General features: G+C 70.5%; 22 protein-coding genes. 13 read left to right on the plus strand and 9 right to left on the minus strand.

Annotation, left to right across the window (positions count from 1 at the left end):
- Positions 1–89: 89 nt before the first annotated feature.
- Positions 90–2,798 carry a bifunctional [glutamate--ammonia ligase]-adenylyl-L-tyrosine phosphorylase/[glutamate--ammonia-ligase] adenylyltransferase gene (glnE, locus tag PO78_RS02245; RefSeq protein ID WP_004326783.1) on the minus strand — a complete coding sequence of 903 codons (2,709 nt, stop codon included), beginning with the start codon at positions 2,796–2,798 and terminating at the stop codon, positions 90–92.
- A 118-nt stretch (positions 2,799–2,916) separates the two neighbouring features.
- Here glnE and PO78_RS02250 point away from each other — a divergent pair, with 118 nt between their 5' ends.
- The 3 genes from PO78_RS02250 (at position 2,917) to tldD (ending at position 9,427) form a co-directional block, all read left to right on the plus strand.
- A complete protein-coding gene (locus PO78_RS02250; protein WP_082047676.1) occupies positions 2,917–6,942 on the plus strand; it encodes a YhdP family protein in 4,026 nt (1,341 codons plus the stop codon).
- Positions 6,943–7,036: 94 nt separating this feature from the next.
- Positions 7,037–7,861 (plus strand): carbon-nitrogen hydrolase family protein, encoded by an 825-nt coding sequence (locus PO78_RS02255; protein ID WP_012584926.1) that lies wholly within the window; start codon positions 7,037–7,039, stop codon positions 7,859–7,861.
- Positions 7,862–7,981: 120 nt separating this feature from the next.
- Positions 7,982–9,427: a metalloprotease TldD gene (tldD, locus tag PO78_RS02260; protein ID WP_004324448.1), complete on the plus strand. Its 1,446-nt coding sequence runs from the start codon at positions 7,982–7,984 to the stop codon at positions 9,425–9,427.
- Positions 9,428–9,568: 141 nt separating this feature from the next.
- Here the strand turns inward: tldD and PO78_RS02265 are convergent, their stop codons facing one another.
- The 4 genes from PO78_RS02265 to PO78_RS02280 are packed head-to-tail and all read right to left on the minus strand — an operon-like array spanning position 9,569 to position 13,200.
- Positions 9,569–9,781, minus strand: a complete 213-nt coding sequence (locus tag PO78_RS02265) for a hypothetical protein (RefSeq protein ID WP_004324450.1) — start codon at positions 9,779–9,781, stop codon at positions 9,569–9,571.
- The gene (locus tag PO78_RS02270; RefSeq protein WP_004324452.1) at positions 9,778–11,187 is read right to left on the minus strand and encodes a sigma 54-interacting transcriptional regulator; all 1,410 of its coding nucleotides are present in this window, start codon (positions 11,185–11,187) and stop codon (positions 9,778–9,780) included. Before PO78_RS02270 ends, PO78_RS02265 begins: the two co-directional genes overlap by 4 nt.
- A gap of 14 nt (positions 11,188–11,201) precedes the next feature.
- A complete protein-coding gene (locus PO78_RS02275; RefSeq protein WP_004324453.1) occupies positions 11,202–11,747 on the minus strand; it encodes a hypothetical protein in 546 nt (181 codons plus the stop codon).
- Positions 11,740–13,200 (minus strand): sensor histidine kinase, encoded by a 1,461-nt coding sequence (locus tag PO78_RS02280; protein ID WP_012584928.1) that lies wholly within the window; start codon positions 13,198–13,200, stop codon positions 11,740–11,742. The genes PO78_RS02275 and PO78_RS02280 overlap by 8 nt, the downstream gene beginning before the upstream one ends.
- A gap of 344 nt (positions 13,201–13,544) precedes the next feature.
- Between PO78_RS02280 and PO78_RS02285 the strand changes: the two genes are divergently transcribed.
- Positions 13,545–14,117: a bactofilin family protein gene (locus PO78_RS02285; protein ID WP_043741850.1), complete on the plus strand. Its 573-nt coding sequence runs from the start codon at positions 13,545–13,547 to the stop codon at positions 14,115–14,117.
- A 119-nt stretch (positions 14,118–14,236) separates the two neighbouring features.
- Here PO78_RS02285 and PO78_RS02290 read toward each other — a convergent pair whose 3' ends face one another.
- Complete coding sequence (locus PO78_RS02290; RefSeq protein WP_012584930.1) at positions 14,237–14,902, minus strand: lytic transglycosylase domain-containing protein; 666 nt, start codon at positions 14,900–14,902, stop codon at positions 14,237–14,239.
- Between the two features lie 17 nt (positions 14,903–14,919).
- Positions 14,920–16,668 carry a proline--tRNA ligase gene (locus PO78_RS02295; protein WP_004327533.1) on the minus strand — a complete coding sequence of 583 codons (1,749 nt, stop codon included), beginning with the start codon at positions 16,666–16,668 and terminating at the stop codon, positions 14,920–14,922.
- Positions 16,669–16,835: 167 nt separating this feature from the next.
- Between PO78_RS02295 and PO78_RS02300 the strand changes: the two genes are divergently transcribed.
- The 3 genes from PO78_RS02300 (at position 16,836) to coq7 (ending at position 18,757) form a co-directional block, all read left to right on the plus strand.
- Complete coding sequence (locus PO78_RS02300) at positions 16,836–17,429, plus strand: RNA pyrophosphohydrolase (protein WP_004327532.1); 594 nt, start codon at positions 16,836–16,838, stop codon at positions 17,427–17,429.
- A gap of 177 nt (positions 17,430–17,606) precedes the next feature.
- The gene (locus PO78_RS02305) at positions 17,607–18,140 is read left to right on the plus strand and encodes a CNP1-like family protein (protein ID WP_043741851.1); all 534 of its coding nucleotides are present in this window, start codon (positions 17,607–17,609) and stop codon (positions 18,138–18,140) included.
- Positions 18,137–18,757 (plus strand): 2-polyprenyl-3-methyl-6-methoxy-1,4-benzoquinone monooxygenase, encoded by a 621-nt coding sequence (gene coq7 / locus PO78_RS02310; protein ID WP_004317036.1) that lies wholly within the window; start codon positions 18,137–18,139, stop codon positions 18,755–18,757. Before PO78_RS02305 ends, coq7 begins: the two co-directional genes overlap by 4 nt.
- A 55-nt stretch (positions 18,758–18,812) precedes the next feature.
- On the opposite strand, the gene PO78_RS02315 is transcribed toward coq7, so the two are convergent.
- Positions 18,813–19,232: an OsmC family protein gene (locus PO78_RS02315; protein WP_004317038.1), complete on the minus strand. Its 420-nt coding sequence runs from the start codon at positions 19,230–19,232 to the stop codon at positions 18,813–18,815.
- 628 nt (positions 19,233–19,860) lie between these two features.
- Between PO78_RS02315 and rplM the strand changes: the two genes are divergently transcribed.
- The 4 genes from rplM to erpA all read left to right on the plus strand — a co-directional run bounded on the left by rplM (position 19,861) and on the right by erpA (position 22,350).
- Complete coding sequence (rplM, locus tag PO78_RS02320; protein WP_004258894.1) at positions 19,861–20,289, plus strand: 50S ribosomal protein L13; 429 nt, start codon at positions 19,861–19,863, stop codon at positions 20,287–20,289.
- Positions 20,290–20,300: 11 nt separating this feature from the next.
- The gene (rpsI, locus tag PO78_RS02325) at positions 20,301–20,693 is read left to right on the plus strand and encodes a 30S ribosomal protein S9 (protein ID WP_043741853.1); all 393 of its coding nucleotides are present in this window, start codon (positions 20,301–20,303) and stop codon (positions 20,691–20,693) included.
- Between the two features lie 178 nt (positions 20,694–20,871).
- Complete coding sequence (argC, locus tag PO78_RS02330) at positions 20,872–21,909, plus strand: N-acetyl-gamma-glutamyl-phosphate reductase (protein ID WP_004317042.1); 1,038 nt, start codon at positions 20,872–20,874, stop codon at positions 21,907–21,909.
- Positions 21,910–21,999: 90 nt separating this feature from the next.
- Entirely contained in the window at positions 22,000–22,350 is a 351-nt protein-coding gene (erpA, locus tag PO78_RS02335; RefSeq protein WP_004317044.1) for an iron-sulfur cluster insertion protein ErpA, read from the plus strand.
- A 67-nt stretch (positions 22,351–22,417) separates the two neighbouring features.
- Here the strand turns inward: erpA and PO78_RS02340 are convergent, their stop codons facing one another.
- Positions 22,418–23,647 carry a peptidoglycan DD-metalloendopeptidase family protein gene (locus PO78_RS02340; RefSeq protein WP_004317046.1) on the minus strand — a complete coding sequence of 410 codons (1,230 nt, stop codon included), beginning with the start codon at positions 23,645–23,647 and terminating at the stop codon, positions 22,418–22,420.
- A 184-nt stretch (positions 23,648–23,831) separates the two neighbouring features.
- Between PO78_RS02340 and tyrS the strand changes: the two genes are divergently transcribed.
- Together tyrS and murI are read left to right on the plus strand one after the other, a co-directional pair.
- Entirely contained in the window at positions 23,832–25,031 is a 1,200-nt protein-coding gene (tyrS, locus tag PO78_RS02345) for a tyrosine--tRNA ligase (protein ID WP_004317048.1), read from the plus strand.
- Between the two features lie 31 nt (positions 25,032–25,062).
- Positions 25,063–25,869, plus strand: coding sequence for a glutamate racemase (gene murI / locus PO78_RS02350; RefSeq protein WP_043741855.1), 807 nt, complete (start codon positions 25,063–25,065; stop codon positions 25,867–25,869).
- The last annotated feature ends 10 nt before the right edge of the window (positions 25,870–25,879 follow it).

Below are 25,879 nucleotides of genomic sequence, written 5' to 3' on the forward strand. Positions count from 1 at the left end.
GGATCGGTGCCCGCTGGCGTCTCGCGCCGCTCGACGGTCGATCGCGACTCGCGTCGCTCCCACGGGAAAGCGCTGCGCAGCCGGGCGGCCTAGTCCCCGAACACGGCCCGCCACAGCGCGCGCACCGGCTTGCGTGCGGCCGCGGCCTCGGCGGGATCGACGCGGGAGGGACGCTCGTTGAGGCGCTGGCGGTGTTGCAGGCGGCGCAGTTCGCGGTAGCTGTCGGCGCAGGCGGCGGCGAGGTCGGCGGGGACCAGGCCGAGCTCGCCGGCGATGCCCAGCAGCGCGATGTTGCCGAGGTTGCCGGTGAGGCGCGGGTGGTCGTGGCTGTGGCCGAGCACCAGGTACTGGATCAGGAACTCGACGTCGATCAGCCCGCCTTCGTCGTGCTTGAGGTCGAACACCTCCTCGCTCCTGCTGCCGTGTGCGTCGCGCATCTTGTGCCGCATCGCCAGCACCTCGGCGCGCAGGCTGGGCAGGTCGCGCCGCATGCACAGCACCTCGCAGCGGATGCGCTCGAAGGCTTCCCCGATCGTGCGGTCGCCGGCCGAGAAACGCGCGCGCGTCAAGGCCTGGTGCTCCCACACCCAGGCCGACTCGAGCTGATAGCTGCGGAAGGACTCGAGCGAGCTCACCAGCAGGCCGGACTCGCCGTTCGGGCGCAGGCGCAGGTCGGTCTCGAAGAGCTGGCCGGCGGCGGTCTGGCTCGACAGCCAGGTGCTGACGCGCTGCGCCAGCCGGGTGTAGACCTCGGGCGCCTCCCCCGCCTCGTCGTCGTGGAGGAACACGATGTCGAGGTCGGAGGCGTAGCCGAGCTCCTTGCCGCCGAGCTTGCCGTAGCTGATCACCGCGAACTTCGGCGCCTCGCGGTGGCGGATCTTGATGCGCCGCCAGCACAACGGCAGGGTGAGGTCGAGCACGATGTCGGCGAGCTCGGAGAGGTGGTCGGCGAGCTTCTCGACCGTGAGCAGGCCGGCGAGGTCCTGGGTGAGCAGGCGGAAGACCTGGGCGTGATGGCGCTCGCGCATCACGTCCATCTGGCGCTCCATGTCGGGTTCGAGCGCCTCGAGCTCCTCGGCCAGGCTGGCGCGGAAGGCCTTCCAGTCGGGGGCGTTGTCCAGGCTGCGCGCGTCGAGCATCTCGTCGAGCAGGATCGGATGGCGAGTGAGGAACTGCGCGCCCCAGCGCGATGCGCTCATCAGGTCGGCGACCCGGCGCAGCGCCTGCGGGTATTGCTGCAGCAGCGCGAGATAGGCGCCGCGGCGGCCGATCGCCTCGATGAGGTCGAGCATGCGCGCGAGCGTCTCGTCCGCGCCCGGCGTGCTGGCGGCGGCTTCGAGCACGCGCGGCATGAGCGCGTCGAAGCGGCTCTTGATGTTGTTGGGCAGCTGGCGATAGCGCGGGCTGGCGTGCATCGCGGCGAGACGCTCGGCGGCCATGCGCGGGTGGCGGTAGCCGAGCTCGCCGAGCGCGCCGGTGGCGGCCTCGGTGTCGCGCGCGTTGGCCCAGGTGGCATCAAGGCTGTGGTCCTCCTCGGAGGGGTCGCCGAACACGCTGTCGAAGTGCCGGCTCACCACCTCGCGGTGGGCGTCGAGCACCGCGAGCAGCGCCGCGTAGTCGGCGAAGCCCATGGCCTCGGCGATCAGCGCGCGATCCTCGTCCTTCTCGGGCAGGTCGTGGGTCTGGGCGTCGTCGAGGTACTGCAGGCGGTGCTCGAGCCGGCGCAGGAAGACGTAGGCGTTCGACAGCTCCGTCACCGCCTCCTCCGAAAGGATGCCGCGCTCGGGCAAGCGGGCGAGCACCGCGAGCGTCGGTCGCACCTGCAGCGCGGTGTCGCGCCCGCCGCGGATGAGCTGGAAGACCTGGGCGATGAACTCGATCTCGCGGATGCCGCCGGGACCGAGCTTGACGTTGTTGGCGCGCTCGCGGCGGGCGACTTCGCGGCGGATCTGCGCGTGCAGCTCGCGCATCGCGTTGATCGCACCGAAGTCGAGGTACTTGCGGAACACGAAGGGGCGCGCGAGCTGTTCGAGCTCGGGCCAGCGCTCGCCCAGCATCACCCGCGCCTTGATCCAGGCGTAGCGCTCCCACTCGCGGCCCTGGGTGACGAAGTAGTTCTCCAGCATGTCGAAGCAGCACACCAGCGGGCCGGAGTCGCCGTTCGGGCGCAGGCGCATGTCCACGCGGAAGACCTGGCCGTGCTCGGTGATCTCGGCGAGCGCCTGGATCAGCTGCTTGCCGAGCTTCTCGAAGAACTCGTAGTTGCTGATCGCCTTGCGCCCGCCGGTGTCGCCGTCCTCCGGGTAGATGAAGATCAGGTCGATGTCGGAGGACACGTTGAGCTCGCGCCCGCCGAGCTTGCCCATGCCGACCACGAGGAGCTCCTGCTCCCAGCCGGTGGGCGAGAGCGGCTGCCCGTGGCGCTCGACCAATCCCGCGCGCAGCACGTCGTGGGCGTGGCGCAGCGCCACCTCGGCGAGCAGGGTCATGGTCTCGGTGACCTCGGCGAGCGGGGCGCCGAGCGCGAGGTCGCGCACGATCAGGTGGCACAGCGTCCACATGCGCAGCTGGCGCAGCGCCGGGCGCAGCGCGCCGTCGCCGCCACCGTGGAGGACCTCGCGCGCGGCCACGAAGCGCTGCAGGTCGGCCTCGGCGAGCGGGCGCTCGATGCTGGCGGCCAGCGCCTCCGCCAGCCAGGGCTGGCTGTCGAGCATGCGCGCCAGATAGCGCGACAGGCGGCGCGCCTGCGCCACCGCGGGCGGGAGGGCAGGGGCGGAAACGCTGTTCGGGGCGGACATGAGGGGGCTCCAGTGCGGCGCGAGAGGGTGATCGAGAGGGCGATCGAGACTTGGTAGAATGCGCGCGCGTCGGCGATCCGGTGGCGGGCGCGATCCCAATATTCTAGCTGCCCGCGCCATGCGCCGGCAGCGCTGCAACCGCGCTCCCACACAACGTCCTGCGAGCATCCGACTGAGCCCCTCCGCCCCGCACGCACCTGCCGAATCCGTACCCCCGTCCGTCGACGGCCTGCCGGCCGCGCGCGGCGGCTGGCGGCGCGCGGCCGGCAGGCTGTCCGATGCGCTGCTGCTGGTCTGGTGCGTGCTCGCGGTCGGGGTGCTGGTGCTGCGCCATCTCGTGCTGCCGGCAGTGGGCGAACTGCGCGTGCCGATCGCCGAGTTGCTCGGCGAGCGCCTTGGCGTGGCGGTGGCGATCGAGCGCATCGAGGGCGGCTGGGCGGGCTGGCGACCGCGCCTGCGCCTGGCCGGGGTGAGCCTGTCCGACGCGCAGGGCCGCCCCGCGCTGACCCTGCCCGAGATCGACGCCACCCTGGCGTGGTCCTCGCTGGCGATGCTCGAGCCGCATTTCCACCGCCTCGAGATCCGCGCGCCGGACCTGTTGGTACGCCGCGATCCGGAGGGAGCGCTGCACGTCGCAGGCATCGCGCTTGCACACGGGGACGAGGGCGGCGACGGCGGCCTCGGCTGGCTGCTCGCGCAGCGCCAGATCCTCATCCACGGCGCGCGTCTTGCCTGGGCGGACAAAGCGCGCGGTGCGCCGGTGCTCGAGCTCGAAGAGGTGGAATTCCGCCTCGATCGACGCACGCGTCCGGCGCGCTTCGCGCTCGAGGCACGGCTGCCGGCCGCCCTCGGCGAGCGTGCGAGCCTGCGCGGCGAGCTGCGCCGCATCGACCCGCTGCGCCCGCAGCGTTTCGCCGGTCGGTTGTACGTCGAACTCGGGCGCACGGCGCTGGGCAACTGGCGGCCCTGGGTCGACCTGCCTTTCGGCCTGGAAGGCGAGGGTGCGCTGCAAGCCTGGCTCGACGCGGACGGCCGTGGCGGTCATGCGCTGACCGCCGACCTCGCGCTGGACGGGGTGCGGGCCGTGCTCGGCGAGGATCTGCCGGTTCTCGAGCTCGCCCGTCTCGACGGTCGTGTCGAGCTGGCCCGCGGCGAGGATGGATTCCGCTTCGCCGGCCGCGGGCTCGGGTTCGAAACCGCCCAGGGCCTCGTGCTGCCCCCCACCGATGTCGAGCTGGGGCTGGATCCGGCGCTCGATGGCAAGGCGCGCGATCGTGGCACCGGCGAGGAGCAGGCCGGGCGCGGGCCCGCGGCGGCCGGGGGGCGCCTCGTCGCAGACCGGCTCGAACTGGCCACGCTCGTCGCGCTCGCCGCCCACCTGCCGCTCGATGCCGGGCTGCGCTCGCGCCTGGCGGCGCTTGCGCCGCGCGGTCGGGTCGAGGGCCTGCGCCTCGCCTGGAAGGGGGAGCCCGCCGCGCCCGAGCACTGGGCGCTGACGGCAAGCTTCGCCGGGCTCGGGCTGGCGGCGCAAGACGGTCTGCCCGGCGTCACCGGGCTCTCCGGCAGTGTGGACGGCGACCGGCAGCGCGGGCGCTTCCGGCTTGCCGCGGCGGACATGCGGATCGACCTGCCGGCGGTCTTCGATCCCGGTCCGCTGGACTTCTCGCGCCTGCAGGCGCAGGGCGGCTGGCAGCGCGCGGAGGGCCGGCTGGCGATCGTGCTCGACGAGGCCGCGTTCGAGAACGCCGACGCGGCCGGCACCGCCGCGGGCCGTTACTGGCCGGCGACGACGGGGGCGGGCGAGATCGATCTGCAGGCGCGCCTGACCCGCGCCGAGTCGACCGCGGTGTGGCGCTACGTGCCCAGGGCGGTCAACGACGACACGCGCGACTGGCTGCGCCGCGGGATCCGCTCCGCGAAGGTGCCCGAGGCGCGGCTGGAATTGCGGGGCGCGCTCGACGACTTCCCCTTCCGTGCCGGCCAGGGCCGCTTCCTGGTGAGCGTTCAGGTTGCCGACGCCGCGCTCGACTACGCCCCCGGCTGGCCGGGCATCGAGGGCATCGACGGCGAGGTGCGCTTCGAGGGCCCGGGTCTGCGCATCCTCGTGCCGCGCGGGCGCATCTTCGGGGTGGATCTGGTGGACGTGGTGGCGGAGGTGCCCGACCTCGACCAACTTCCGAGCGAGATCATGACCATCACCGGTCGTGCGCGCGGTCCGACCGCCGAGTTCCTGCGCTTCGTCTCGGCGAGCCCGGTGTCGCGCCGCATCGACGGCTTCACCGACGGCATGGTGGCCGAGGGGCGGGGCGAACTGGAACTCGAGCTGGTGATGCCGCTGCGTGCGACGATCGACTCCCGCGTGCAGGGCGAATACCGCTTCGCCGACAACCGCATCGCGCTGCTGGAGGCCTTGCCGCCGCTCGAGGCGGCGCGCGGGCGGCTGCGCTTCACCGCGGACACCCTGAGCATCCCGGAGGCGCAGGCGCGCCTGTTCGGCAATCCATTGCGCCTCTCCGCGCAGACCGGCGAGGACGGCACGGTGCGCTTCCGCGCCGCCGGGCGGGCGGACGCCGCGGCGCTGGCGGCGGCCTGGGAGGTCCCGCTGCTCGACGAACTCGCCGGCACCGCGGAGTGGTCCGCGGACATCCGCGTCGGCCGGCGCGGCACGCGGGTCGAGATCGCCTCCGACCTTGCCGGTTTCGCCTGCAGCCTGCCGCCGCCGTTCGGCAAATCGGCCGCCGAGGGCTGGCCGGCGAGGCTGGCTTTCGAGCGTCCGGCCGGCAGCCAGGATGCGCGCATCACCCTCGCGATCGACGACCGCCTGCGCGCGGAGCTGCTGCGCTCCGCCGGCGGGGTGGTGCGCGGCGGCGTTGCGCTCGGGCGTGCGAGCGCAGACGCGCCGCCGGGTTCCGAGGCGGGCGTGCGTGTCGCCGCGGTGCTCGATCGCCTCGACCTCGACGCCTGGCGCGCCGTGCTGGAGCGCGCCGCGCCCCTTCCCGCCGCGGGCGCGGAGGAGGCTGCCGTGGCCGGCGATGGAGCGCCCGCCGCGGTGGCGGAGTTCGCGCTCGCGGCCGACGAGGTGGGTGTGTTCGGCCAGACCTTCAAGGCGGTGGACCTGCGCGCGCGCGCCGATCCGGGCGGCTGGAAGGCGCGCCTGGAGAGCGATCGCGCGGACGGCGAGTTCGACTGGCGGGCGGCGGGCAAGGGCACGCTCGCGGCGCGCTTCCGCCACCTGCGTCTGGTGCGCGAGGCCGGCGGCGTGCAGGCTGGCGCAGACGGTGACTCCGCGGGCGACGAGGCGGTGGACGATCCGCCGCAGCGCCTGCCCGCGCTCGACGTGGTGGCCGAGCGCTTCGACATCAACGAGCTCGAACTCGGCCGCCTCGAGGTCCTCGCACGCAACCGCGGCAACCTCTGGCAGCTCGACCGCTTCGCGCTGATGAACGCCGACGGACGCCTCGCCGGCAAGGGGCAGTGGCGCGCGGGCGCGCGCCAGCGCACCGAGCTCGACTTCGCGCTCGAGACCGCGTCGATGGGTGGGCTGATCCGGCGCCTGGGCCACCCCGACGTGGTGCGCGGCGGCGCCGCCAGCCTGGCCGGCCAGCTCGCATGGCGGGGTGCGCCGACCCGGATCGACTATCCCAGCCTGTCGGGCAGGCTGCGGCTGGAGACCGGCGCGGGCCAGTTCAACCGGCTCGAACCCGGCGTCGGCCGTCTGCTCGGCATCCTCAGCCTGCAGTCGCTGCCGCGCCGGATCACGCTCGACTTCCGCGACGTGTTCTCCGAAGGATTCGCCTTCGATCGCATTTCCGGTAGCATCGAGCTTGACCGTGGTGTGCTGCGCAGCGAGGACCTGGAGATCCGCGGACCCGCGGCGCGCGTCGCGATGAGCGGCAGCGCCGACGTGGTCTCCGAAACGCAGGACCTGCGCGTTCTGGTGCAGCCGACGCTGTCCGAGTCGGTGGCGATCGGCGCGGCGGCGGGCTTGGTGAATCCGGTCGCCGGCGTGGTGACCTATCTCGCCCAGAAGGTGCTCAGCGACCCGATCGAGAAGCTCTTCGCCTTCGAGTACACGGTGACCGGCGCGTGGTCCGACCCCCAGGTCGCCAAGCGCGGCAGGGCCGCTGCGCCGGAGTCGCGCTGATCCGGGGGCGAGCGCCCAAGCTGCGTGCCCTTCCTTGCCCAACCCCCGCGGGGTCTTGCCGCCAGCGGCAGCACCCCGCCCCAAGCTCGCCGACATGACCGAAACCTCCCTTTCCGCGCCGGTGCGCATCGCCGCCATCCAGACGGTCTCCGGGCCCGACGTCGCCGCCAACCTGGAAACCGCGTCGCACCTGATTGCCCAGGCCGCCGCCGCCGGCGCCCGCGTGATCGCGCTGCCCGAATACTTTCCGCTCATCAGCAAGGACGAGACCGCCAAGGTGCGCATCCGCGAGCCCGAGGGCGCCGGCCCGCTGCAGGATTTCCTCGCCAGCGAGGCGCGCCGCCACGGCGTGTGGCTGATCGGCGGCACCCTCCCGCTGGTCGCCGAGGCCGAGGACAAGGTGCGCAACAGCACCCTGGTCTTCGACGACCAGGGCCGGCGCGTGGCGCGCTACGACAAGATCCACCTGTTCGGCTTCCAGCGCGGCGAGGAGCGCTACGACGAGGCGGCCACCATCGAGCCGGGCGGCACGGTCGCCTGCTTCGACTCGCCGGCCGGGCGCATCGGGCTGTCGGTGTGCTACGACCTGCGCTTCCCCGAGCTCTTCCGCGCCATGGGCGAGGTGGATCTGATCGTGCTGCCGGCCGCCTTCACCTGGACCACCGGCCGCGCGCACTGGGAGGTGCTGCTGCGTGCGCGCGCGATCGAGAACCAGTGCTACGTGATGGCGCCGGCCCAGGGCGGGTGCCACGAGAGTGGGCGGGTGACCTGGGGCCACACCATGATCGTCGATCCCTGGGGCGAGATCCTCGCCTGCCGCGACGAGGGCCCCGGCGTGGTGGTCGCGGACCTCGATCCCGCGCGCCTCGCGGCGGTACGCGGGAGCCTGCCTGCCTTGCGCCACCGCTGCCTGGCCTGAACGCGCCGTCCGCGAGGGGGCGAACGTGGCCGATGCCGCAGCCTCCTCGTGTCGTCGCCCCGCAATGATCGTTTTTGCCCGATGCCGGTCCAATCGGCATCCTCCGCCAAGGATTTACCGATGAGCAAGAGCCAGAATCCCCTCAAGGTCGCCGACCGTTACCTGCTGTCGCCCTACGGCCTGGGCGAGGCGGAGCTCGAGAAGACCTTCCGCAAGCTGATGCGCCACGACATCGACTTCGCCGACCTCTACTTCCAGTACCAGCGCTCCGAGGCCTGGAGCCTGGAAGAGGGCATCGTCAAGTCGGGCAGCTTCGACATCGAGCAGGGCGTGGGCGTGCGCGCGATCAGCGGCGAGAAGACCGCCTTCGCCTACTCCGACGACATCTCGCTCGACGCCCTGGTCGGCGCCGCCACCGCCACGCGTGCGATCGCCGCGGCCGGCGAGCGCCGCCGCGTCGGCATCGTCCCGCACAAGCTCAGGACCCGCCTGTACCGGGCCGACGACCCGCTCGACTCGCTCGACGACACCGCCAAGGTCGAGCTGCTCGAGCGCCTCGAGGCCTTCGCACGCGCCGAGGATGCGCGCGTGACCCAGGTCATGGCCCACATCGCCGGCTCCTGGGAGGTGGTGATGGTGGTGCGCAGCGACGGCCATCAAGCCGCCGATGTGCGTCCGCTGGTGCGCGTGTCGATCACCGTGATCATGGAGGAGGACGGCCGCCGCGAGCAGGGCAGCGCAGGCGGCGGCGGACGCTACGACTACGGCTGGTTCTGCGACGACCGCCTGCACGACTACGCCCGCCAGGCGGTGCATCAGGCGCGCGTGAACCTCGGCGCCGACCCGGCCCCGGCCGGCACCATGCCGGTCGTGCTCGGCCCCGGCTGGCCGGGCATCCTGCTCCACGAGGCGATCGGCCACGGGCTGGAGGGCGACTTCAACCGCAAGGGCAGCTCGGCGTTTTCCGGGCGCATCGGCCAGCAGGTGGCGGCCAGGGGCGTCACCGTGGTTGACGACGGCACGCTGCCCGATCGCCGCGGCTCGCTGTCGATCGACGACGAGGGCAACCCGACCGAGCGCACCGTGCTGATCGAGGACGGCATCCTCACCGGCTACATGCAGGACATGATGAATGCCCGCCTGATGGGCATGCCGGTCACCGGCAACGGCCGCCGCGAGTCCTTCGCCCACCTGCCGCTGCCGCGCATGACCAACACCTACATGCTGAACGGCGACAAGGATCCGGAGGAGATCATCAAGTCGGTGAAGAAGGGCTTGTACGCGGTGAACTTCGGCGGCGGCCAGGTGGACATCACCTCGGGCAAGTTCGTCTTCTCCACTGCCGAGGCCTACCTGATCGAGAACGGCAAGGTGACCCGCCCGGTGAAGGGGGCGACCTTGATCGGCAACGGCCCGGACGCGCTCACCAAGATCCGCATGATCGGCAACGACATGCGGCTGGATCCGGGCGTCGGGACTTGCGGCAAGGACGGGCAGAGCGTTCCGGTGGGCGTCGGCCAGCCGACGCTGCGCATCGACGGGCTGACGGTGGGCGGGACCGCCTGAGCGGAGCGGCGCAGCTCGACCGCCACGTTCGCGCCTCCTGCATGAACCCGCCGCGCCTCCGTCCCATGCACTGACGAACAAGGCCGCGCACCCGGTGCCCGGGGCGCGGCCTGGATTTGAAGCGGGCAGGGCCGGCGGCGATCAGGTCTGCGCGGGCTTGTCCTTGCGCTCGCCCGGAGTAGCGGTGGCGGGCTTGTCACCGCTGCAGGCGGAGACGGTGTCGAACGGTCCGGCTTCGAGCAGGCGGGCGGCCTGGGCCGGGGTGGCGATCGAGAAGGCGATCGCGGTGGTGGTCAGCATGGCGGCGATGGTCTGGCGTTTGATCATGTCGGGCTCCGTCTGGGTCTTGTTCATTGTTCGACATCGGGGCCGGCGCCGCGGAAGAGCTCGGGCGTCAGGTCGTGCCGCTGCAGCAGGCGGTAGAACTCGGTGCGATTGCGCTCCGCCAGCCGTGCAGCGTCCGAAACATTACCCGCAGTCAGTTTCAGCAGCTGTATCAGATAGTTTCGCTCGAAGCGGCGCTTCGCCTCGGCGTAGCCGAGGGCCTCGGCCGGCTGCACGCGCAGGGCGCGTTCGACCAGGGCGCGCGGGATCAGCGCCGTGGTGGCGAGCGCGCACGCCTGCTCGACCACGTTGTGGAGCTGGCGCACGTTGCCCGGCCACGGCGCGGTGGCGAGTGCCTCCAGCGCTTCGGGCGCGAAGCCGGTGAGGCGCCTGCCGTACTTGTGCGCGAGGCTGCGCAGGAAGTGCCCGGCGAGCAGCGGGATGTCCTCGCGGCGCTCGGCCAGGGTGGGCAGCTGCAGGCTCACCACGTCGATGCGGTAGTAGAGGTCCGCGCGGAACTGGCCCGCGGCCAGCGCCGCGTCGAGGTCGCGGTGGGTGGCGGAGACGATGCGCAGGTCGACCGCCTGCGCGCGCGTCGCACCCACCGGACGCACGGCGCGCTCCTGCAGCACGCGCAGCAGCTTGACCTGCAGCGCGGGCGGCATGTCGCCGATCTCGTCGAGGAAGAGTGTGCCGCCGTGGGCGGCCTGCACCAGGCCCTGATGGGCGCTGGTGGCGCCGGTGAAGGCGCCGCGCACGTGGCCGAAGAGCTCGGATTCGAGCAGCGGCTCGGGAATGGCGCCGCAGTTGATCGCGACGAAGGGCGCAGCGGCGCGCGGGCTGGCGAGGTGGATCGCGCGTGCGAGCAGCTCCTTGCCGGTGCCGCTGTCACCGCGGATCAGCACGCTGGCGTCCGCGGCGGCGACCAGACGGGCCTCGTCGAGGACTGCCTGCATGCGGCTGCTGCGGCTGAGGATCGCTGCGCGCCAGGCCGTGTCGCCGGCGCTGCCGGGGGCGTCGGCGCGGAGACCGCTGCGGGCGTGGGTGGGGCCGGCGCGTTGCAGGGCCTGGCGGATGCCCTGCAGCAGGGCCTGGCTGTCGAAGGGCTTGGTGAGATAACCGGCGACCCCGAGCGCGGTGGCCTCGACCGCATCGGGGATGGTGCCGTGCGCGGTGAGCAGGATGACCGGCAGCGCCGGATGCTGGCGGCGGATGTCCTCGAACAGGGCGAGTCCGTCGCCGTCGGGCAGGCGCACGTCGCTCACCACGAGGTCGAAGCGCTCCACGCCGAGACGGCTGCGTGCGGCCGCGACGCTGTCCGCGGTGGCGACGTCGTAGCCGGTGGCCTGCAGGCGCATCGCGAGCAGGCGCAGCAGGTCGGCGTCGTCGTCGACCACCAGCAGGCGCGCCGGTGCCGCCGCCGCGGTCGCGTGCATCTCCGTCGACGTGCTCATTCGGGCAGCCCGGTGCGGGGCCGCACCGGCAGGCCGGGCAAGGTCAGCTCGCGTTCGATCTCGGCGAGCGCCTCGAGCTGGCGCTGCAGCGCGGCGTTCTGCCGGCGCAGCGCGTCGAGTTCCAGCGCCTGCGCGTCGCTGGCGCGGGCAAGCTCGTCGAGCTGGCGGCGCAGGTGCTCGGCGAGTGCGGCGACTTGCTGGCGCACGCGGAGCTGTTCGAGCAGGGCGCGTGCGTAGGGATGCAGCGCGCGCGCCTGTGCGCGATCGTCGGCGAGCAGGCTTTCGAGCGCGCGCCGCGCCGTGGCGAGCCGCTCCTGCCCGGGTTGGGCGGCCTGCACCGCGGTGTGCAGGCGCTGCTGCGCGGCTTCGTGGGCAAGTGCCGCGGCGCTCGTGTCGTCCTCGGCCGTCTGCCGGGCCGGGAGGTCGGCGCACCCCGCGAGCAGGGCGAGGGTGGCGGGGAGCACGGCGCGGGCGATCCGGACGCACACGCGGCGTGCTGCGCGGGAGACTGCGCGGACGACGTGGAGGCGGGCGTCAGGCATGGGGCAACTCGATGCGGAAATGGGCGCCAAGCTCGCTCGGCAGCGCGCGCACCCGGCCGCGGTGGGCGCCGATGAACTCGCGCACGATCGCCAGCCCGATGCCGCTGCCGCGTGCGCTTGAGGGAGGGCTGCGACGACCCTGGTAGAAGGGCTCGAAGATGCGTTCGAGCTCGTCGGGCGCGATCCCCGGGCCTTCGTCGCGGCAGTCGATCACCACGTTCTCGCCGGCGCGGCGGAGCTCGATGCGGATGTGGCCACCGGTGGGGCTGAAGGCGATCGCGTTGGCGAGCAGGTTGGAGAACACGCTGTGCAGCTTGCCGGCGTCGGCATGCACGATGGGAGCGTCGCCCGCGAGTCCGATCGTCACCCGGCGTGCGCGCGCCGGCAGGCGCTGCTCCTCGCCGATCTTGCGCAGCAGGGGCAGGAGGGCGGTGGGCTGCAGGTGCAGCGAGCGCGCGTCGAACTGGCTCGCGTTGAGCCGCAGCAGCTGTTCGATGCGCGCCTGCAGGGTGCGCGCGCTGTGCGCGAGGATGGCGGTCACCTCGCGCTGCTCGGGTTCGAGCGGGCCGAGCACGCCGTCCTCGAGCAGGGCGACCCCTTCGCGCAGCGAGGCGAGCGGGGTCTTGAGCTCGTGCGAGACGTGGCGCAGCACGCGGCCGCGGTCGGCCTCGAGTTCGGCGAGGCGCAGGCGCAGCCAGTCGAGCCGCTCGCCCAGCCTGCGCAGGTCGGCAGGGCCGTCGATGTCGATCGGGCGGGTGAGGCGGTTCTCGCCGAGCTCGCCGATCGCCTGTTCCATGCGCCCGAGCGGGCGCAGCAGCCACCCGCCCGCGAGTGCCGCGAGCAGGCCGGCGAGGAGCAGGGCGGCGAGGATCTGCAGGGCGACGGCACGGCGTTCGCGCTCGAGCGTGTCCATGAGGGCGAGATCGCGCTCGCCGAGATGGTGGTCCAGCGCCGCGGCGAGCCGGTCGGCGAGCGCGCCGAGGTGGCGGAAGTCGTCCGCCGTGGCGAGGCCGTCGCCGCGCCCGGCCGCAGTGGCGGGCATGGGCTGTTCGCGCACGCCGTCGGTCGGCCCGGGTATGGCGAGGCTCGCCAGCCATGCGGCGATGCGGTCCGCGCAGGCGCGCCAGGCCGCGCCTGCGCTGGCGAGTGCGGGGCCGGCCGATTCCAGCAGCGCGAGCGCGGGCAGTGCCTCGGCGAGGGTGGCCTCGAAGCGCCGGGCGAGTGCCGGCTCGCCCAGCACCTCGTACTGGCGCGCGCTGCGTTCGAGGTTCACGCTGCGTTCGCGGAGCTGACGCGCCGCGGCGCTGAGGGCGAGCGCGCGCTGCTTGTCCTCCTGGATCGCGCGCACGACCGTTTCCATGCCGCGCCAGCCGCCCGCGACGGCGGCGGCCAGGCTGGCGGTGATCAGCAGGAAGCTCGCGAGCAGGATGCTGCGAAAGGAGAGGTGATGCATGCAGGGAGGGGGTTGAGCATCGCAGCGGAGTGCTGCGCCGGGGTCGCCGAGTCTAGGACGGCGCGCGCGGTCGCAGCGTCGCGCAAGTGCAAGACGAAGTAAGCGGCGGGTATCGGTGTCGCCGCCGAGCGACAGCGGGGAGGCCTTGTTCCCCGGAGGCTTGCGCCCGATCTCGGGATGCGGTGTCGGGGACGGGCGACGGTTTCCCCGCGCGTGCGCCCACGTACCGCCCGGGTCGGTGCGCCAAGTGCCCGCAGGCAAAAGGAAAAGGTCCTTTGGCATGGCGGTTGCTGAAGGGGCTGGAGAGCGCAGCGCCGTCGCTGCGCCGGACTCCAGGAGAGAACATGTTCAACAAGCCCAATCTGTTCCACGGCACCGGCGAGGTGTCCGCCCAGCGCAACGCCCAACGCACGGCAGGCACGAACGTTGCCGCGGTGCCCGTGACGCCGCCGGCCGAAACCGGCGGTTCGGCCGCAGCGCGCGAGCCGCAGGCGGTCGAGCGCGCGGATGCGGCGGCGGCGGCTGCGGGGGCCGTGGGTGAGAGCCGTCTGATCGTCGGTCCCGAGGTGAAGCTCAAGGGCGCCGAGATCCTCGACTGCGATACCCTGGTCGTGGAGGGGCGGGTCGAGGCGACGATGGACAGCCGCGTGTTGCGCATCGCCGAGAAGGGCGCCTTCAAGGGCACGGTCGGCATCGACATCGCCGAGATCCACGGCCATTTCGAGGGTGAGCTCACCGCCCGCAAACAGCTGCTGATCCACGCCGGCGGGCGGGTGAGCGGCAAGATCCGCTACGGCAAGATCCTCATCGAGGAGGGGGGCGAGCTGTCTGGCGACGTGCAGTCGCTGGGCGCCGCGGGCAAGGAGCTGCGTGCGATCGACGACAAGCCGAGGGCGCTCGCCGCGGTGGCGGGCTGAGCGGGTCGGCAGGGGGCAGGTCCCGGCATGGCAGCGGACGTGTCCGCGCATGGCGCGAGCCGTGCGGTGCTGCGTGGAGGGGCGGTAGTGCCCCTCGTGAGCGCGATGCCCTGGTGGGGTCAGCGCGCCGTCGTGGCGCCGCTTTGCGGCTGGGAAGCGCCCGCGGAGGCAAGCTGCTGCGGCGTCCAGGTCCAGTGCCTTTCCCAGGCGGCGCGGACCAGGTTGGGGTAGTCCGGCTTGCCCAGGCTGCCGTTGTAGCGTCCCAGCGCACGGAAGAGGTTGCCTTTCTCGATGTCGAGGTAGTGGCGCAGGATGGTGCAGCCGTAGCGCAGGTTGGTGCGCATGTGGAAGAGGTTGTCGTCCTCGCGGCCGATGACCTTGATCCAGAACGGCATCACCTGCATGTAGCCGCGCGCGCCCGCCGAGGAGATCGCGTACTTGCGGAAGGCGCTCTCGACCTGGATCAGACCGAGCACCATCTGCGGGTCGAGTCCGGCGCGGGTGGCCTCGTAGTGGATGCTGGTGAGGAGCTCCCTGCGATAGGCCTCGTCCGGGATGCGCCTGGCCAGCCGGCGCGACATCTCGGCGAGCCACTGTGCACGTTCACCGGCGTCGGGGATCGGCAGCGTCGGTGCCACGGCGTCGCTGACCGCGGCGTGCAGCGCGGCGCGCACGCTCGCCGCCATGGGCTCGTACTGCTGCGCGCCGGCCTGCGCGCTACCGGCCGCGAGCGCGAGCGCACACGCGGCGGCGAGCTGGCGGAGCGGGGCGGGCAGGCGGCGCATGGCGGGTTCCCCGGGGGTCAGCCCTGGTTCAGGCGCTCGAGCACGTGGCCGAGGACCTCGCCTGCGGGCAGCTTGGCGGCTTCGGCATCGCGCCGGCCCTGGTATTCGATCACGCCTTCCTTGAGCCCGCGGTCGCCGATGGTGACGCGGTGCGGCACGCCGATCAGTTCCCAGTCGGCGAACATCACGCCCGGGCGCTCGTCGCGGTCGTCGAGGATGGCGTCGACGCCGGTGGCGACGAGCGCGTCGTAGAGCTTCTGCGCCTCGTCGCGCACCGCCTGCGACTTGCCCCAGCCGACCGGGCAGACCACCACCTCGAAGGGTGCGATCGCGCGCGGCCAGACGATGCCGCGGGCGTCGTGGTTCTGCTCGATCGCGGCGCCCAGGATGCGGGTCACGCCGATGCCGTAGCAGCCCATTTCGAAGTGCTTGGGCTTGCCGTCCTCGTCGAGGAAGGTGGCGTTCATCGCCTTGGAGTACTTGGTGCCGAGGTAGAACACGTGACCGACCTCGATGCCGCGCTGGATGGCGAGCACGCCGCGGCCGTCCGGGCTGGGGTCGCCCTCGACGACGTTGCGCAGGTCGGCGACCTGGTCGGGCTCGGGCAGGTCGCGGCCCCAGTTCACGCCGGTGAAGTGGAAGTCGGCCTCGTTGGCGCCGCAGATGAAGTCGGCCATGTGGGCGACCGTGCGGTCGGCGATGACCTTGACCGGCTTCTTCAGACCGATGGGGCCGAGGTAGCCCGGCTTGCAGCCGAAGTGTTCGAGGATCTCGGCCTCGGTGGCGAAGCGGAAGCCTGCCTTGAGGCCTTCCAGCTTGCCGGCCTTGACCTCGTTGAGGGCGTGGTCGCCGCGCACCAGCAGCAGCCACACGGTGACGCCGGCGGGCTTGCCCTTTTCATCGACATCGTCGGTGGCGAGTACCAGCGACTTCACCGTGGTCGCCAGCGGCACGCCCAGCAGCGCGGCGACGTCCTCGCAGGTCGCCTTGCCCGGTGTGGGGGTTTTTGCCAGCGCCCGGGCGGGCTCTGCGCGGCGGGCGAGCAGGGACACCGCCTCGGCGAGCTCGATGTTGGCAGCGTAGTCGGAGTCGGGGCAGTAGACGATGGCGTCCTCGCCGGTGTCGGCGATGACCTGGAACTCGTGCGAGCGGTCGCCGCCGATGGCGCCGGTGTCGGCCGCCACCGCGCGGTATTCGAGGCCGAGGCGGTCGAAGATGCGCTTGTAGGCGGCGAACATGATGTCGTAGCTGCGCCCGGCGGCTTCCTCGCTGCGGTCGAAGGAGTAGGCGTCCTTCATGGTGAATTCGCGCCCGCGCATGACGCCGAAGCGCGGCCGGCGTTCGTCGCGGAACTTGGTCTGGATCTGGTAGAAGTTCTTCGGCAGCTGGCGGTAGCTCTTGAGCTCCTGGCGCGCGATGTCGGTGACGACCTCCTCGGAGGTGGGTTGCAGCGCGAAGTCGCGCTCGTGGCGGTCCTTGAAGCGCAGCAGCTCGTCGCCCATCTTGTCCCAGCGCCCGGTCTCGTCCCACAGCTCGGCGGGCTGCACCATCGGCATGATCAGTTCCATGGCGCCGGCGCGGTCCATCTCCTCGCGCACGATGGCCTCGACCTTGCGGATCGCGCGCAGGCCCATCGGCATGTAGCTGTAGATGCCGGCGGCGACCTTGCGGATCATGCCGGCGCGCAGCATCAGCTTCTGGCTGACGACCTCGGCGTCGGAGGGGGCTTCCTTGAGGGTGAAGAGATGGAACTGGCTGGCGCGCATGGGAGTCTTCGGATCAGGCGTGGACAAGCGCGCGATTCTAGCGCATGGGGCCGGCGCGCAAGCGTTCCTCGACCTCCAGCTTAGTGGATGCACCGTGGCAGTGCGCTTTCATTGCGTCGCCAAGTGTGAAAAAATCGTGACCAATCAAACGAATTCGAAGGTTCGTCATGCTTGACCGTGAAGGCTTTCGCCCGAACGTCGGCATCATTCTGGTCAATGCGCGCAACGAGGTCTTCTGGGGCAAGCGCATCCGCGAACATTCCTGGCAGTTTCCACAAGGTGGCATCAAGCACGGCGAGTCGCCGGAGCAGGCCATGTATCGGGAACTCCACGAAGAGGTCGGCCTGCGGCCCGAGCACGTCAGGATCCTCGGCCGTACGCGCGGATGGTTGCGCTATGAGGTTCCCAAGCACTGGATCCGGCGCGAGTGGCGCAACACCTACCGTGGGCAGAAGCAGATCTGGTTCCTGCTCCGCCTGGTGGGGCGCGACTCCGACGTCTGTCTGCGCGCGAGCACTCATCCGGAATTCGATGCCTGGCGCTGGAGCAACTACTGGGTGCCGCTGGAAGCGGTGATCGAATTCAAGCGCCAGGTGTATCAGCTGGCCTTGATCGAACTGGCGCGCATCCTGTTTCGTTCGCGCAGCGTCGAGCTGCCGGACAGCTATCGACTGCCCGAACCGGAACCCGCTCCCGAGCCGGTGCGGGTGGTGCTCGGCGAGCGCGCCGAGCACGGACTGCGCGATGCGATGCGGAAGTAGCCCGACTCCGTCCTGCCGCACGGCGCAGGCCGGCGGCGGGCTGGCCCCGTGCGGCCGGCGCGTGCCCGCCGCGGCGGGACCGTGTGCCGTGGGCGCGCCGGTCCTGCTTCGGCGCTGCCCGCTTCCTTCCTCCCCGATGCGGAGCTCCTACTCTTGAGTCCTTTCCCGAGCCGTTTCTTGCGCCCCTCGCTCGGTGCACTTCCACGCGCCGGCGTTGTCGCCCTCGCCCTCCTGTCGGCGCCCGCGTCCGCGGGGTTTCTGTCGGATGCCGATCCCGACTGGAAGGAGGGCGAGGCGACGATGCCGGCCGCGCCGCGCGCGGCCGCGCTGCGTGCGATCGACGTCGGCACGCCTTCTCCCAATGCCTTCTTCGTCGACGAGGACAGCGTCGGCGTCGGGGCGGATGGCGTGGTGCGCTACACCTTGGTCGTACGCACGCGCGGCGGCGCGGAGAACGTCAGCTTCGAGGGCATCCGCTGCGCCACCTTCGAGCGCCGGATCTACGCCAGCGGACGCAAGGACGGGACCTGGGCGGCGCTGAAGAACAGTGCCTGGCAGCCCATCGTCGAAAGCGGCTACAACCGCCCGCGCGCGGCGCTGGCGCACGACTATTTCTGCGACGGCCCGGCCGGGCCGCGCGACCGCGAGCATGCGTTGCGCCTGCTGCGGGAGCGGCGCGACCCCATCGACCCGTCTGGAGTGCATCAATGATCGATCAGGCCATCATCGAGTTCGACAAGGCCCTGCGGACGGTCTTCGCGTCGGCGCGCAGCGTGCGGGCGATGCCGGGCGAGGGCGTGCCCGATGCCGAGCTGGGCGCAGCCGAGCGCAGCCATGCGGCGGCGCTGATGCGGGTGAATCATGTCGGCGAGGTGTGCGCGCAGGCGCTCTACCAGGGGCAGTCCATCATGTCGCGCGAGCCCGCGATTCGCGACACCCTGCGCCAGGCCGCGCAGGAGGAGACCGAGCACCTGGCGTGGACCGAGCGCCGCATCGCCGAGCTCGGTGGTCGCAAGAGCCTGCTCAATCCGCTGTGGTATGGCGGCGCGCTCGCCCTCGGGCTGGCGGCGGGGCGCTTCGGCGAGCGCTGGAACCTCGGCTTCCTGGCCGAGACCGAGCGCCAGGTCGAGCAGCACCTCAAGAGCCATCTCGACACCCTGCCGGCCGCGGATCGGCGCTCGCGCGCGATCGTCGAGCAGATGAAGGTGGACGAGGCCGAGCACGCCGCGACGGCGCTGCGCCTGGGTGCGCACGAGTTGCCGGCACCGGCGAAGGGGGCGATGAAGCTCGCCGCGCGGGTGATGACGACGCTCGCCTACCGGCTCTGAGCGATTCCCGTGCCCTCGTCCGCGTCGTGAGGGCAGCCTCGCGCCGCCGCGGTCCTCAGTCCGCCTCGACCAGCTCGACCTCGTGGATCATCTCGGCGGTCTTGCCGAGCATGATCGAGGCCGAGCAGTATTTTTCCGCCGACAGGTGCACCGCGCGCTCGACCGTCTCGCGCTTGAGCTTGCGACCGGTGATCGTGTAGATGAAGCGGATGCGGGTGAACACCTTGGGGTCGGACTCCGCGCGCTCGGCTTCGAGGCGCACGCTGCAGCCGCGCACATCGTGGCGTCCGCGCTTGAGGATCAGCATGACGTCGAAGGCGGTGCAGCCACCGGCGCCGGCCAGCAGCAACTCCATCGGCCGTGGAGCCAGGTTGCGCCCGCCGGCATCGGGCGCGCCGTCCATCGCGACGAGGTGGCCGGTGCCGGTTTCGGCGATGAAGCTCATGCCGTCGAGCCACTTGACCGTGCATTCCATGCTGTTCGCTCCTTCGGGTTCTGGTCCCGTTGTCGGGTTCGTTGGGGGTTGGGGCGGCATGTTACCGCAGTGCGTCATGGAGTTCGTGCGCCTCGCCTGGCGTCGCCGCATCCTTCGTGCCCGTGCCGACTTGCGGTTGAAACTTCCGGGCCCGAGGCGAGCGCGGCCGGGTTCAATACGGCTCCGTAGTGATGCACTGCAGCAAAACGGGGCGCAGGGAGGGGGGTGTCCGCGTCCGGGTGAGGGGCTTGGAGGTCGCGAAAAGAGCGAAAATTGATTTAAAATAAAAAGCTGCTTTGCGATAAAGCGAGCTGATCAATCAATCAAAACTTTTCTTCCGCGTCGCACAAAAATGCCTTGCACAGCCCGGGGTGGCTATGCATAATCCGTTCCAGTCGGATCGCAGACGCATCGACTCCCACGTCCGGGGTCGCGCCGATCCAAGCCGTGTCTCCTCCACCCTCCTCCTTTGGTGTGGATTTAACGCAGTCCGATCGGACTGCGTTTTTTTTGTTCTCCGCCCGCGTTCGCGCTTCGACGATTGACACGATTCATGTGTTGGAAGTAGGATTGCGAGCTTTCCGTTTGACGGCCATCTCCGACGGCCCGACAAAGATCGAGGATTCACATGAAGACGTTTTCCGCCAAGCCGCACGAGGTCAAGCGCGACTGGTTCGTTGTCGACGGCACGGACAAGGTGCTTGGCCGTCTCGCCGCCGAAGTCGCCCGCCGCCTGCGTGGCAAGCACAAGGCCATCTACACCCCGCACGTGGACACCGGCGACTTCATCGTCGTGGTCAACGTCGAAAAGCTGCGCGTGACCGGCAACAAGGCGCAGGACAAGAAGTACTACCGTCACTCGGGCTACCCGGGCGGTATCTACGAAACCAACTTCACCAAGCTCCAGCAGCGCTTCCCCGAGCGCGTGCTCGAGAAGGCGGTGAAGGGCATGCTGCCGAAGGGCCCGCTGGGCTACGCCATGCTGAAGAAGCTGAAGTGCTACGCGGGGCCGTCGCATCCGCACACCGCTCAGCAGCCGCAAGTTCTCGAGATCTGAAGGAGCCGACAATGGCTGTGACTTACAACTACGGTACCGGCCGCCGCAAGACTGCGGTCGCTCGCGTGTTCATCAAGCCGGGCACCGGCAACATCGTCGTCAATGGCAAGCCGCTCGACGAGTTCTTCTCGCGTGAAACCGGCCGCATGATCGTGCGCCAGCCGCTGGTCCTCACCGGCAACGAAGGCCGTTTCGACATCATGGTCAACGTCGTCGGCGGTGGCGAATCCGGTCAGGCGGGTGCGGTGCGTCACGGCATCACCCGCGCGCTGGTCGATTACGACGCCGGCCTGAAGGGCGACCTGCGTGCCGCCGGTTTCGTGACCCGCGACGCCCGCGAGGTCGAGCGCAAGAAGGTCGGCCTGCGCAAGGCCCGTCGCGCCAAGCAGTTCTCGAAGCGCTGATTCTCTTTATCGCGCATCGCAGTCCGGAAGCCGCCCCTTGGGCGGCTTTCGTGCTTGTGTGTCCCGCTCGCACGCGTTCTTGCAGTTCGGGGTGCGGCAGCCGTAACGAGGCGTTCACCGCCCGCGTCGGCCGATGATGAGATAATCGCGGTTCAGTCTTTCGTCGCGAGGAACGAGCATGGTCAAGGTTGGAATCGTAGGCGGTACCGGATATACCGGCGTCGAGCTCTTGCGTCTGCTGGCGCGCCACCCCGGGGTCGAGCTGACCGCGATCACCTCGCGCGGCGAGGCCGGCATGGCGGTCTCCGACATGTTCCCCAGCCTGCGCCGCCGGGTCGATCTCAAGTTCGTCACCCCGCAGGACGCCGCCCTGGAGAAGTGCGACGCGGTGTTCTTCGCCACGCCCAACGGCATCGCGATGAAGCAGGCGGCCGAGTTGGTCGCTGCCGGGGTGCGGGTGATCGACCTCGCCGCCGACTTCCGCATCCGCGACGTCGCCGAGTGGCAGAAGTGGTACGGCATGGAGCATGCGGCGCCGGAACTCGTCGCCGAGGCGGTGTATGGCCTGCCCGAGGTCAATCGCGCGCAGATCCGCGGCGCACGCGTGCTCGCCAACCCGGGCTGCTACCCCACCGCGGTCCAGCTCGGCTTCCTGCCCTTGGTCGAGGCCGGGCTGATCGACACCGATCACCTGATCGCCGATGCCAAGTCGGGCGTCTCGGGCGCCGGCCGCAAGGCCGAGGTGCACACCCTGCTTCCGGAGGCCGCCGACTCCTTCAAGGCCTATGGCGTGCCGGGCCATCGCCATCTGCCGGAGATCCGTCAGGGGCTGGCTCTGGCCGCCGGGCACGCGGTCGGGCTGACCTTCGTGCCCCACCTGACGCCGATGATCCGCGGCATCCACGCCACGCTGTACGGTCGTCTGAAGCCGGGGGTCGACGCTGCCGACCTGCAGGGGCTGTACGAGAAGCGCTATGCTGGCGAGGCCTTCGTCGACGTCATGCCCGCGGGCAGCCATCCCGAGACGCGCTCGGTGCGCGCCTCCAACCTGTGCCGCATCGCGGTCCATCGCCCGCAGGGCGGCGACACCGTGGTGGTGTTGTCGGTGATCGACAATCTGGTCAAGGGCGCGGCAGGCCAGGCGGTGCAGAACCTCAACATCATGTTCGGTTTCGACGAGGAAACCGGGCTCGACATCGTGCCGGTCAGCCCCTGAGGGAACTGTTACGACCGGATTCGATCACATTTTGACGATTCAACCGCGGAAGGCGCATCATCCGCGGTGTTCCCCAGCAGAGGAGAAAACATGAGCGCAGAAGTCGCAACCCCGGAAATCATGGTCTTTACCGATAGCGCCGCGAACAAGGTTCGCGAGCTGATCGAAGAGGAAGGCAATCCCGACCTCAAGCTGCGCGTCTTCGTGTCGGGCGGCGGGTGTTCGGGCTTTCAGTACGGCTTCACTTTCGACGAGGAAGTGAACGAGGACGACACCACGTTCGAGAAGAACGGCGTGCTGCTGCTGGTCGATCCGATGAGCTACCAGTACTTGGTGGGCGCGGAGATCGACTACACCGAAGGCCTGGAAGGCTCGCAGTTCGTGATCCGCAATCCGAACGCGACCAGCACCTGCGGCTGCGGCTCGTCGTTCACGGTGTGAACGCGGTTGTCGCAAACAAAACGGGGCGCCGCGGCGCCCCGTTTGCTTTGGTCCGGCCGTGCGGTGCTCAGCGTGCGTCGGCGAGTTCGTAGTTGAGCAGCGCGAAGCGCTGGCGCAGATGCGCGGTGTTGCGCTTGAAGGCGGCGAGTTCCCGGTCATTGAAGGAGTCGGCCATCGGCAGCGCCACCGTCATCGGGTCGGCGGGGACGTCCTTCAGGCGCACCTCGTAGTGCAGGTGCGGCCCGGTGCACCAGCCTGTGCAGCCGACGTAGCCGATCAGATCGCCCTGGCTCACCGCCTGCCCCTTGGCGAGGCCCTTGGCGAAGCCGTTGAGGTGGGCGTAGTGGGTGGTGATATCGCTGCGGTGCTTGAGCACGATCAGGTTGCCGAAGCCACGCTGGGTGCCGATGAACTCGATGGTGGCGTCCGAGGTGGCCATCACCGGGGTGCCGACGGGTGCCGAGAAGTCGGTGCCGTTGTGGTCGCGCCAGTTGCCGTGGATCGGATGCAGGCGGCGGCCGAAGTTCGAGCTGACGCGCGAGAACTCCAGGGGCGAGCGCAGGAAGCCCTGCTGCAGGCTCTCGCCGTCGTCGCTGTAGTATTGCTCCTTGCCGCTCGGACCGCGATACAGCACCACCGCGTGGCGGTCGCCATTGTTGATGAATTCGGCCGCGAGGATGCGCCCGGCGCGCACCGGATTGCCTTCCTCGTAGATGGCCTCGTAGACCACGTTGAAGCGGTCGCCCTTGCGCAGGTCGGTGTGGAAGTCGATCCAGGTGCCGAAGATGGTGGCGAGCTGGGTCGCCACGTTGTCGGGCAGGCCGGCGTCGTCGGTGGCGCCGAAAAGCGAGTGGGTGATCGTACCCGAGCGCATCTCGACCATCGTGGTCTGGGTGGCGCCGCTGGATTCACGCAGCGCGAGGCCGGCGTCGTCGCGTTCGAGGACGACCTCGGCGTCCGTGTTGCCGACCGGCAGCGAGAAGCTGAGCAGACGGCCTTGCGGCGACACCACCGCGGTGACCGAGCGGCCCGCGCGCAGCTGGCGCAGCGCCTTGCGGCCGGCATCGGACGCGGAGAGGTGGGCGAGCGCCTCGGCGTCGTCGATGCGCAGGCGGTTGAACATCGCCTGCAGCGTGTCGCCGGCCTGGATGCGTTCGTAATGGACGAAGGGTAGCGAGGCGTCGGTGCCGGTGCGCGTGACCGCCGGCGCGGGCAGGGCCTCGACGACGCGCTCGACGAGCAGGTCCGAAGGCAGGCTGCCGGGTGCGACCGCGGTCGCGGCGACCACCCCGAGCATGGAAACCCCGGTGATACCGGCGGCAACCCAGGTTCGCGGGCGGGAGAGGAGACGAGCCGGGAGATCGGCTAGAATTCGGGTCTTTCTGGCCTTCATGGTCTCGGTGGGCTGGGATGTGGAAAAAAGTCGCGGAAGTGTAGCAAAGGTGCGCTTCGGTTCGGCAAAGTAATTTTGGAGAAATTGAATGTCTGATGTTCAGGCGGCGATCGACCTCATCAAGCGCGGCGCCGACGCCGTGCTGATCGAGGCCGAATTGGTCGAGAAGCTCAAGCGCGGCAAGCCCCTGCGGGTGAAGGCCGGCTTCGACCCCACCGCGCCCGATCTGCATCTCGGCCATACGGTCCTGATCAACAAGATGCGTCACTTCCAGGAACTCGGTCACCAGGTCCAGTTCCTGATCGGCGACTTCACCGGCATGATCGGCGACCCCAGCGGCAAGAACAGCACGCGCCCGCCGCTCTCGCGCGAGCAGATCCTCGAGAACGCCAGGACCTACCAGGAGCAGGTGTTCAAGATCCTCGACCCGGAGAAGACCGAGATCTGCTTCAACTCGGCCTGGATGAACGATCTCGGCGCCGCCGGCATGATCCGCCTGGCCGCGCAGCAGACCGTGGCGCGCATGCTCGAGCGCGACGACTTCGCCAAGCGCTACGGCAATAACCAGCCGATCGCGATCCACGAGTTCCTCTACCCGCTGTGCCAGGGCTACGACTCGGTGGCGATGAAGGCCGACGTCGAACTCGGCGGCACCGACCAGCGCTTCAACCTGCTGATGGGCCGCGAGCTGCAGAAGCATTACGGGCAGGAGCCGCAGTGCGTGGTGATGGTGCCGCTGCTCGAGGGCCTCGACGGCGTCAACAAGATGTCCAAGTCGCTCGGCAACTACATCGGCATCGCCGAGCCGGCCAAGGAGATCTTCGGCAAGACCATGTCGGTGTCCGACACCCTGATGTGGCGCTACTACGAGCTGCTGTCCTTCCGCTCCAGCGCCGAGATCGCGCAGCTGCGCGCCGACGTCGAGGGCGGGCGCAATCCCCGCGACGTCAAGGTGATGCTGGCGATGGAGTTCGTCGCCCGCTTCCACGGCCAGCGTGCGGCCGAGGAGGCGCTTGCCGACTTCGAGGCACGCTTCCAGCGCAACGCGATCCCCGATGACATCCCGCAGGTCAATGTGAACGTGGGCGCCGGCGGCCTGCCGCTGTTCCAGGTGCTCAAGCAGGCCGGGCTCACCGGCACCACCTCCGAGGCGATGCGCATGGTGGAGCAGGGCGGGGTGCGCATCGACGGCGAGCGCGCCGAGGACAAGGGCCTGCTGCTGCGTGCCGGCGAGACCGTGGTGCTGCAGGTGGGCAAGCGCAAGTTCGCCTCGGTGGTGCTGTCTTGATCGACAGCGCCCCGCGTCGAGGAGCCGGGCGATGAGCGCGGCCTCGCGCCCGATCGGGGTGTTCGATTCCGGCGTCGGTGGGCTCACCGTGGTGCGCGCGCTGATGGAGCGCCTGCCGCTCGAGGACATCGTCTATTTCGGCGACACCGCACGCGTACCGTATGGGGTGAAATCCGTCGCCACGATCGAGCACTTCACCGCGCAGATCACCGAGTTCCTGCTCCGGCGCGATGTCAAGATGCTGATCATCGCGTGCAACACCATGGCGGCGGTGGCGGCGGACGTGGTGCACCGGCTGGCCGCCGGCATCCCGGTGCTCGACGTCATCGAGGCCGGCGCGCGCGCCGCGGTGGCGGCCTCGCCGGGACGGCGCATCGGTGTCATTGGCACGCCGACCACGATCAACAGCAACGCCTACGCGCGCCGCATGCACGAACTCGATCCGGCGGTGCGGGTGTATTCCCAGGCCTGCCCGCTGTTCGTGCCGCTGGTCGAGGAAGGCTGGCTGGACCACGAGGTGACCCGCCTCACCGCGCAGGAATACCTGCGCCCGGTGCTCGCCGAGGAGGTCGACAGCCTCGTGCTGGGCTGCACCCATTACCCGCTGCTCAAGCCCCTGCTACGCGACGTCGCCGGGGCGCGCGTGCGCCTGATCGACTCGGCGCTGACCACCGCGGAGTTGGCCGCCGAGCGCCTGCAGCTGTCCGGGCTGGCGCGCGGTGGCGGGGGCGTCGCAGATTACCGCTTCGTGGTGAGCGACGTGCCGCTGCGCTTCCAGACCATCGGCGAGCGCTTTCTGGGGCGTTCGCTCGGTGCGGTGGAGAAGGTCGATTGGTAGTGCGTCGCTT

The organism is Thauera sp. SWB20, from assembly GCF_000831325.1.
GTDB classification, from domain to species: domain Bacteria; phylum Pseudomonadota; class Gammaproteobacteria; order Burkholderiales; family Rhodocyclaceae; genus Thauera; species Thauera aminoaromatica.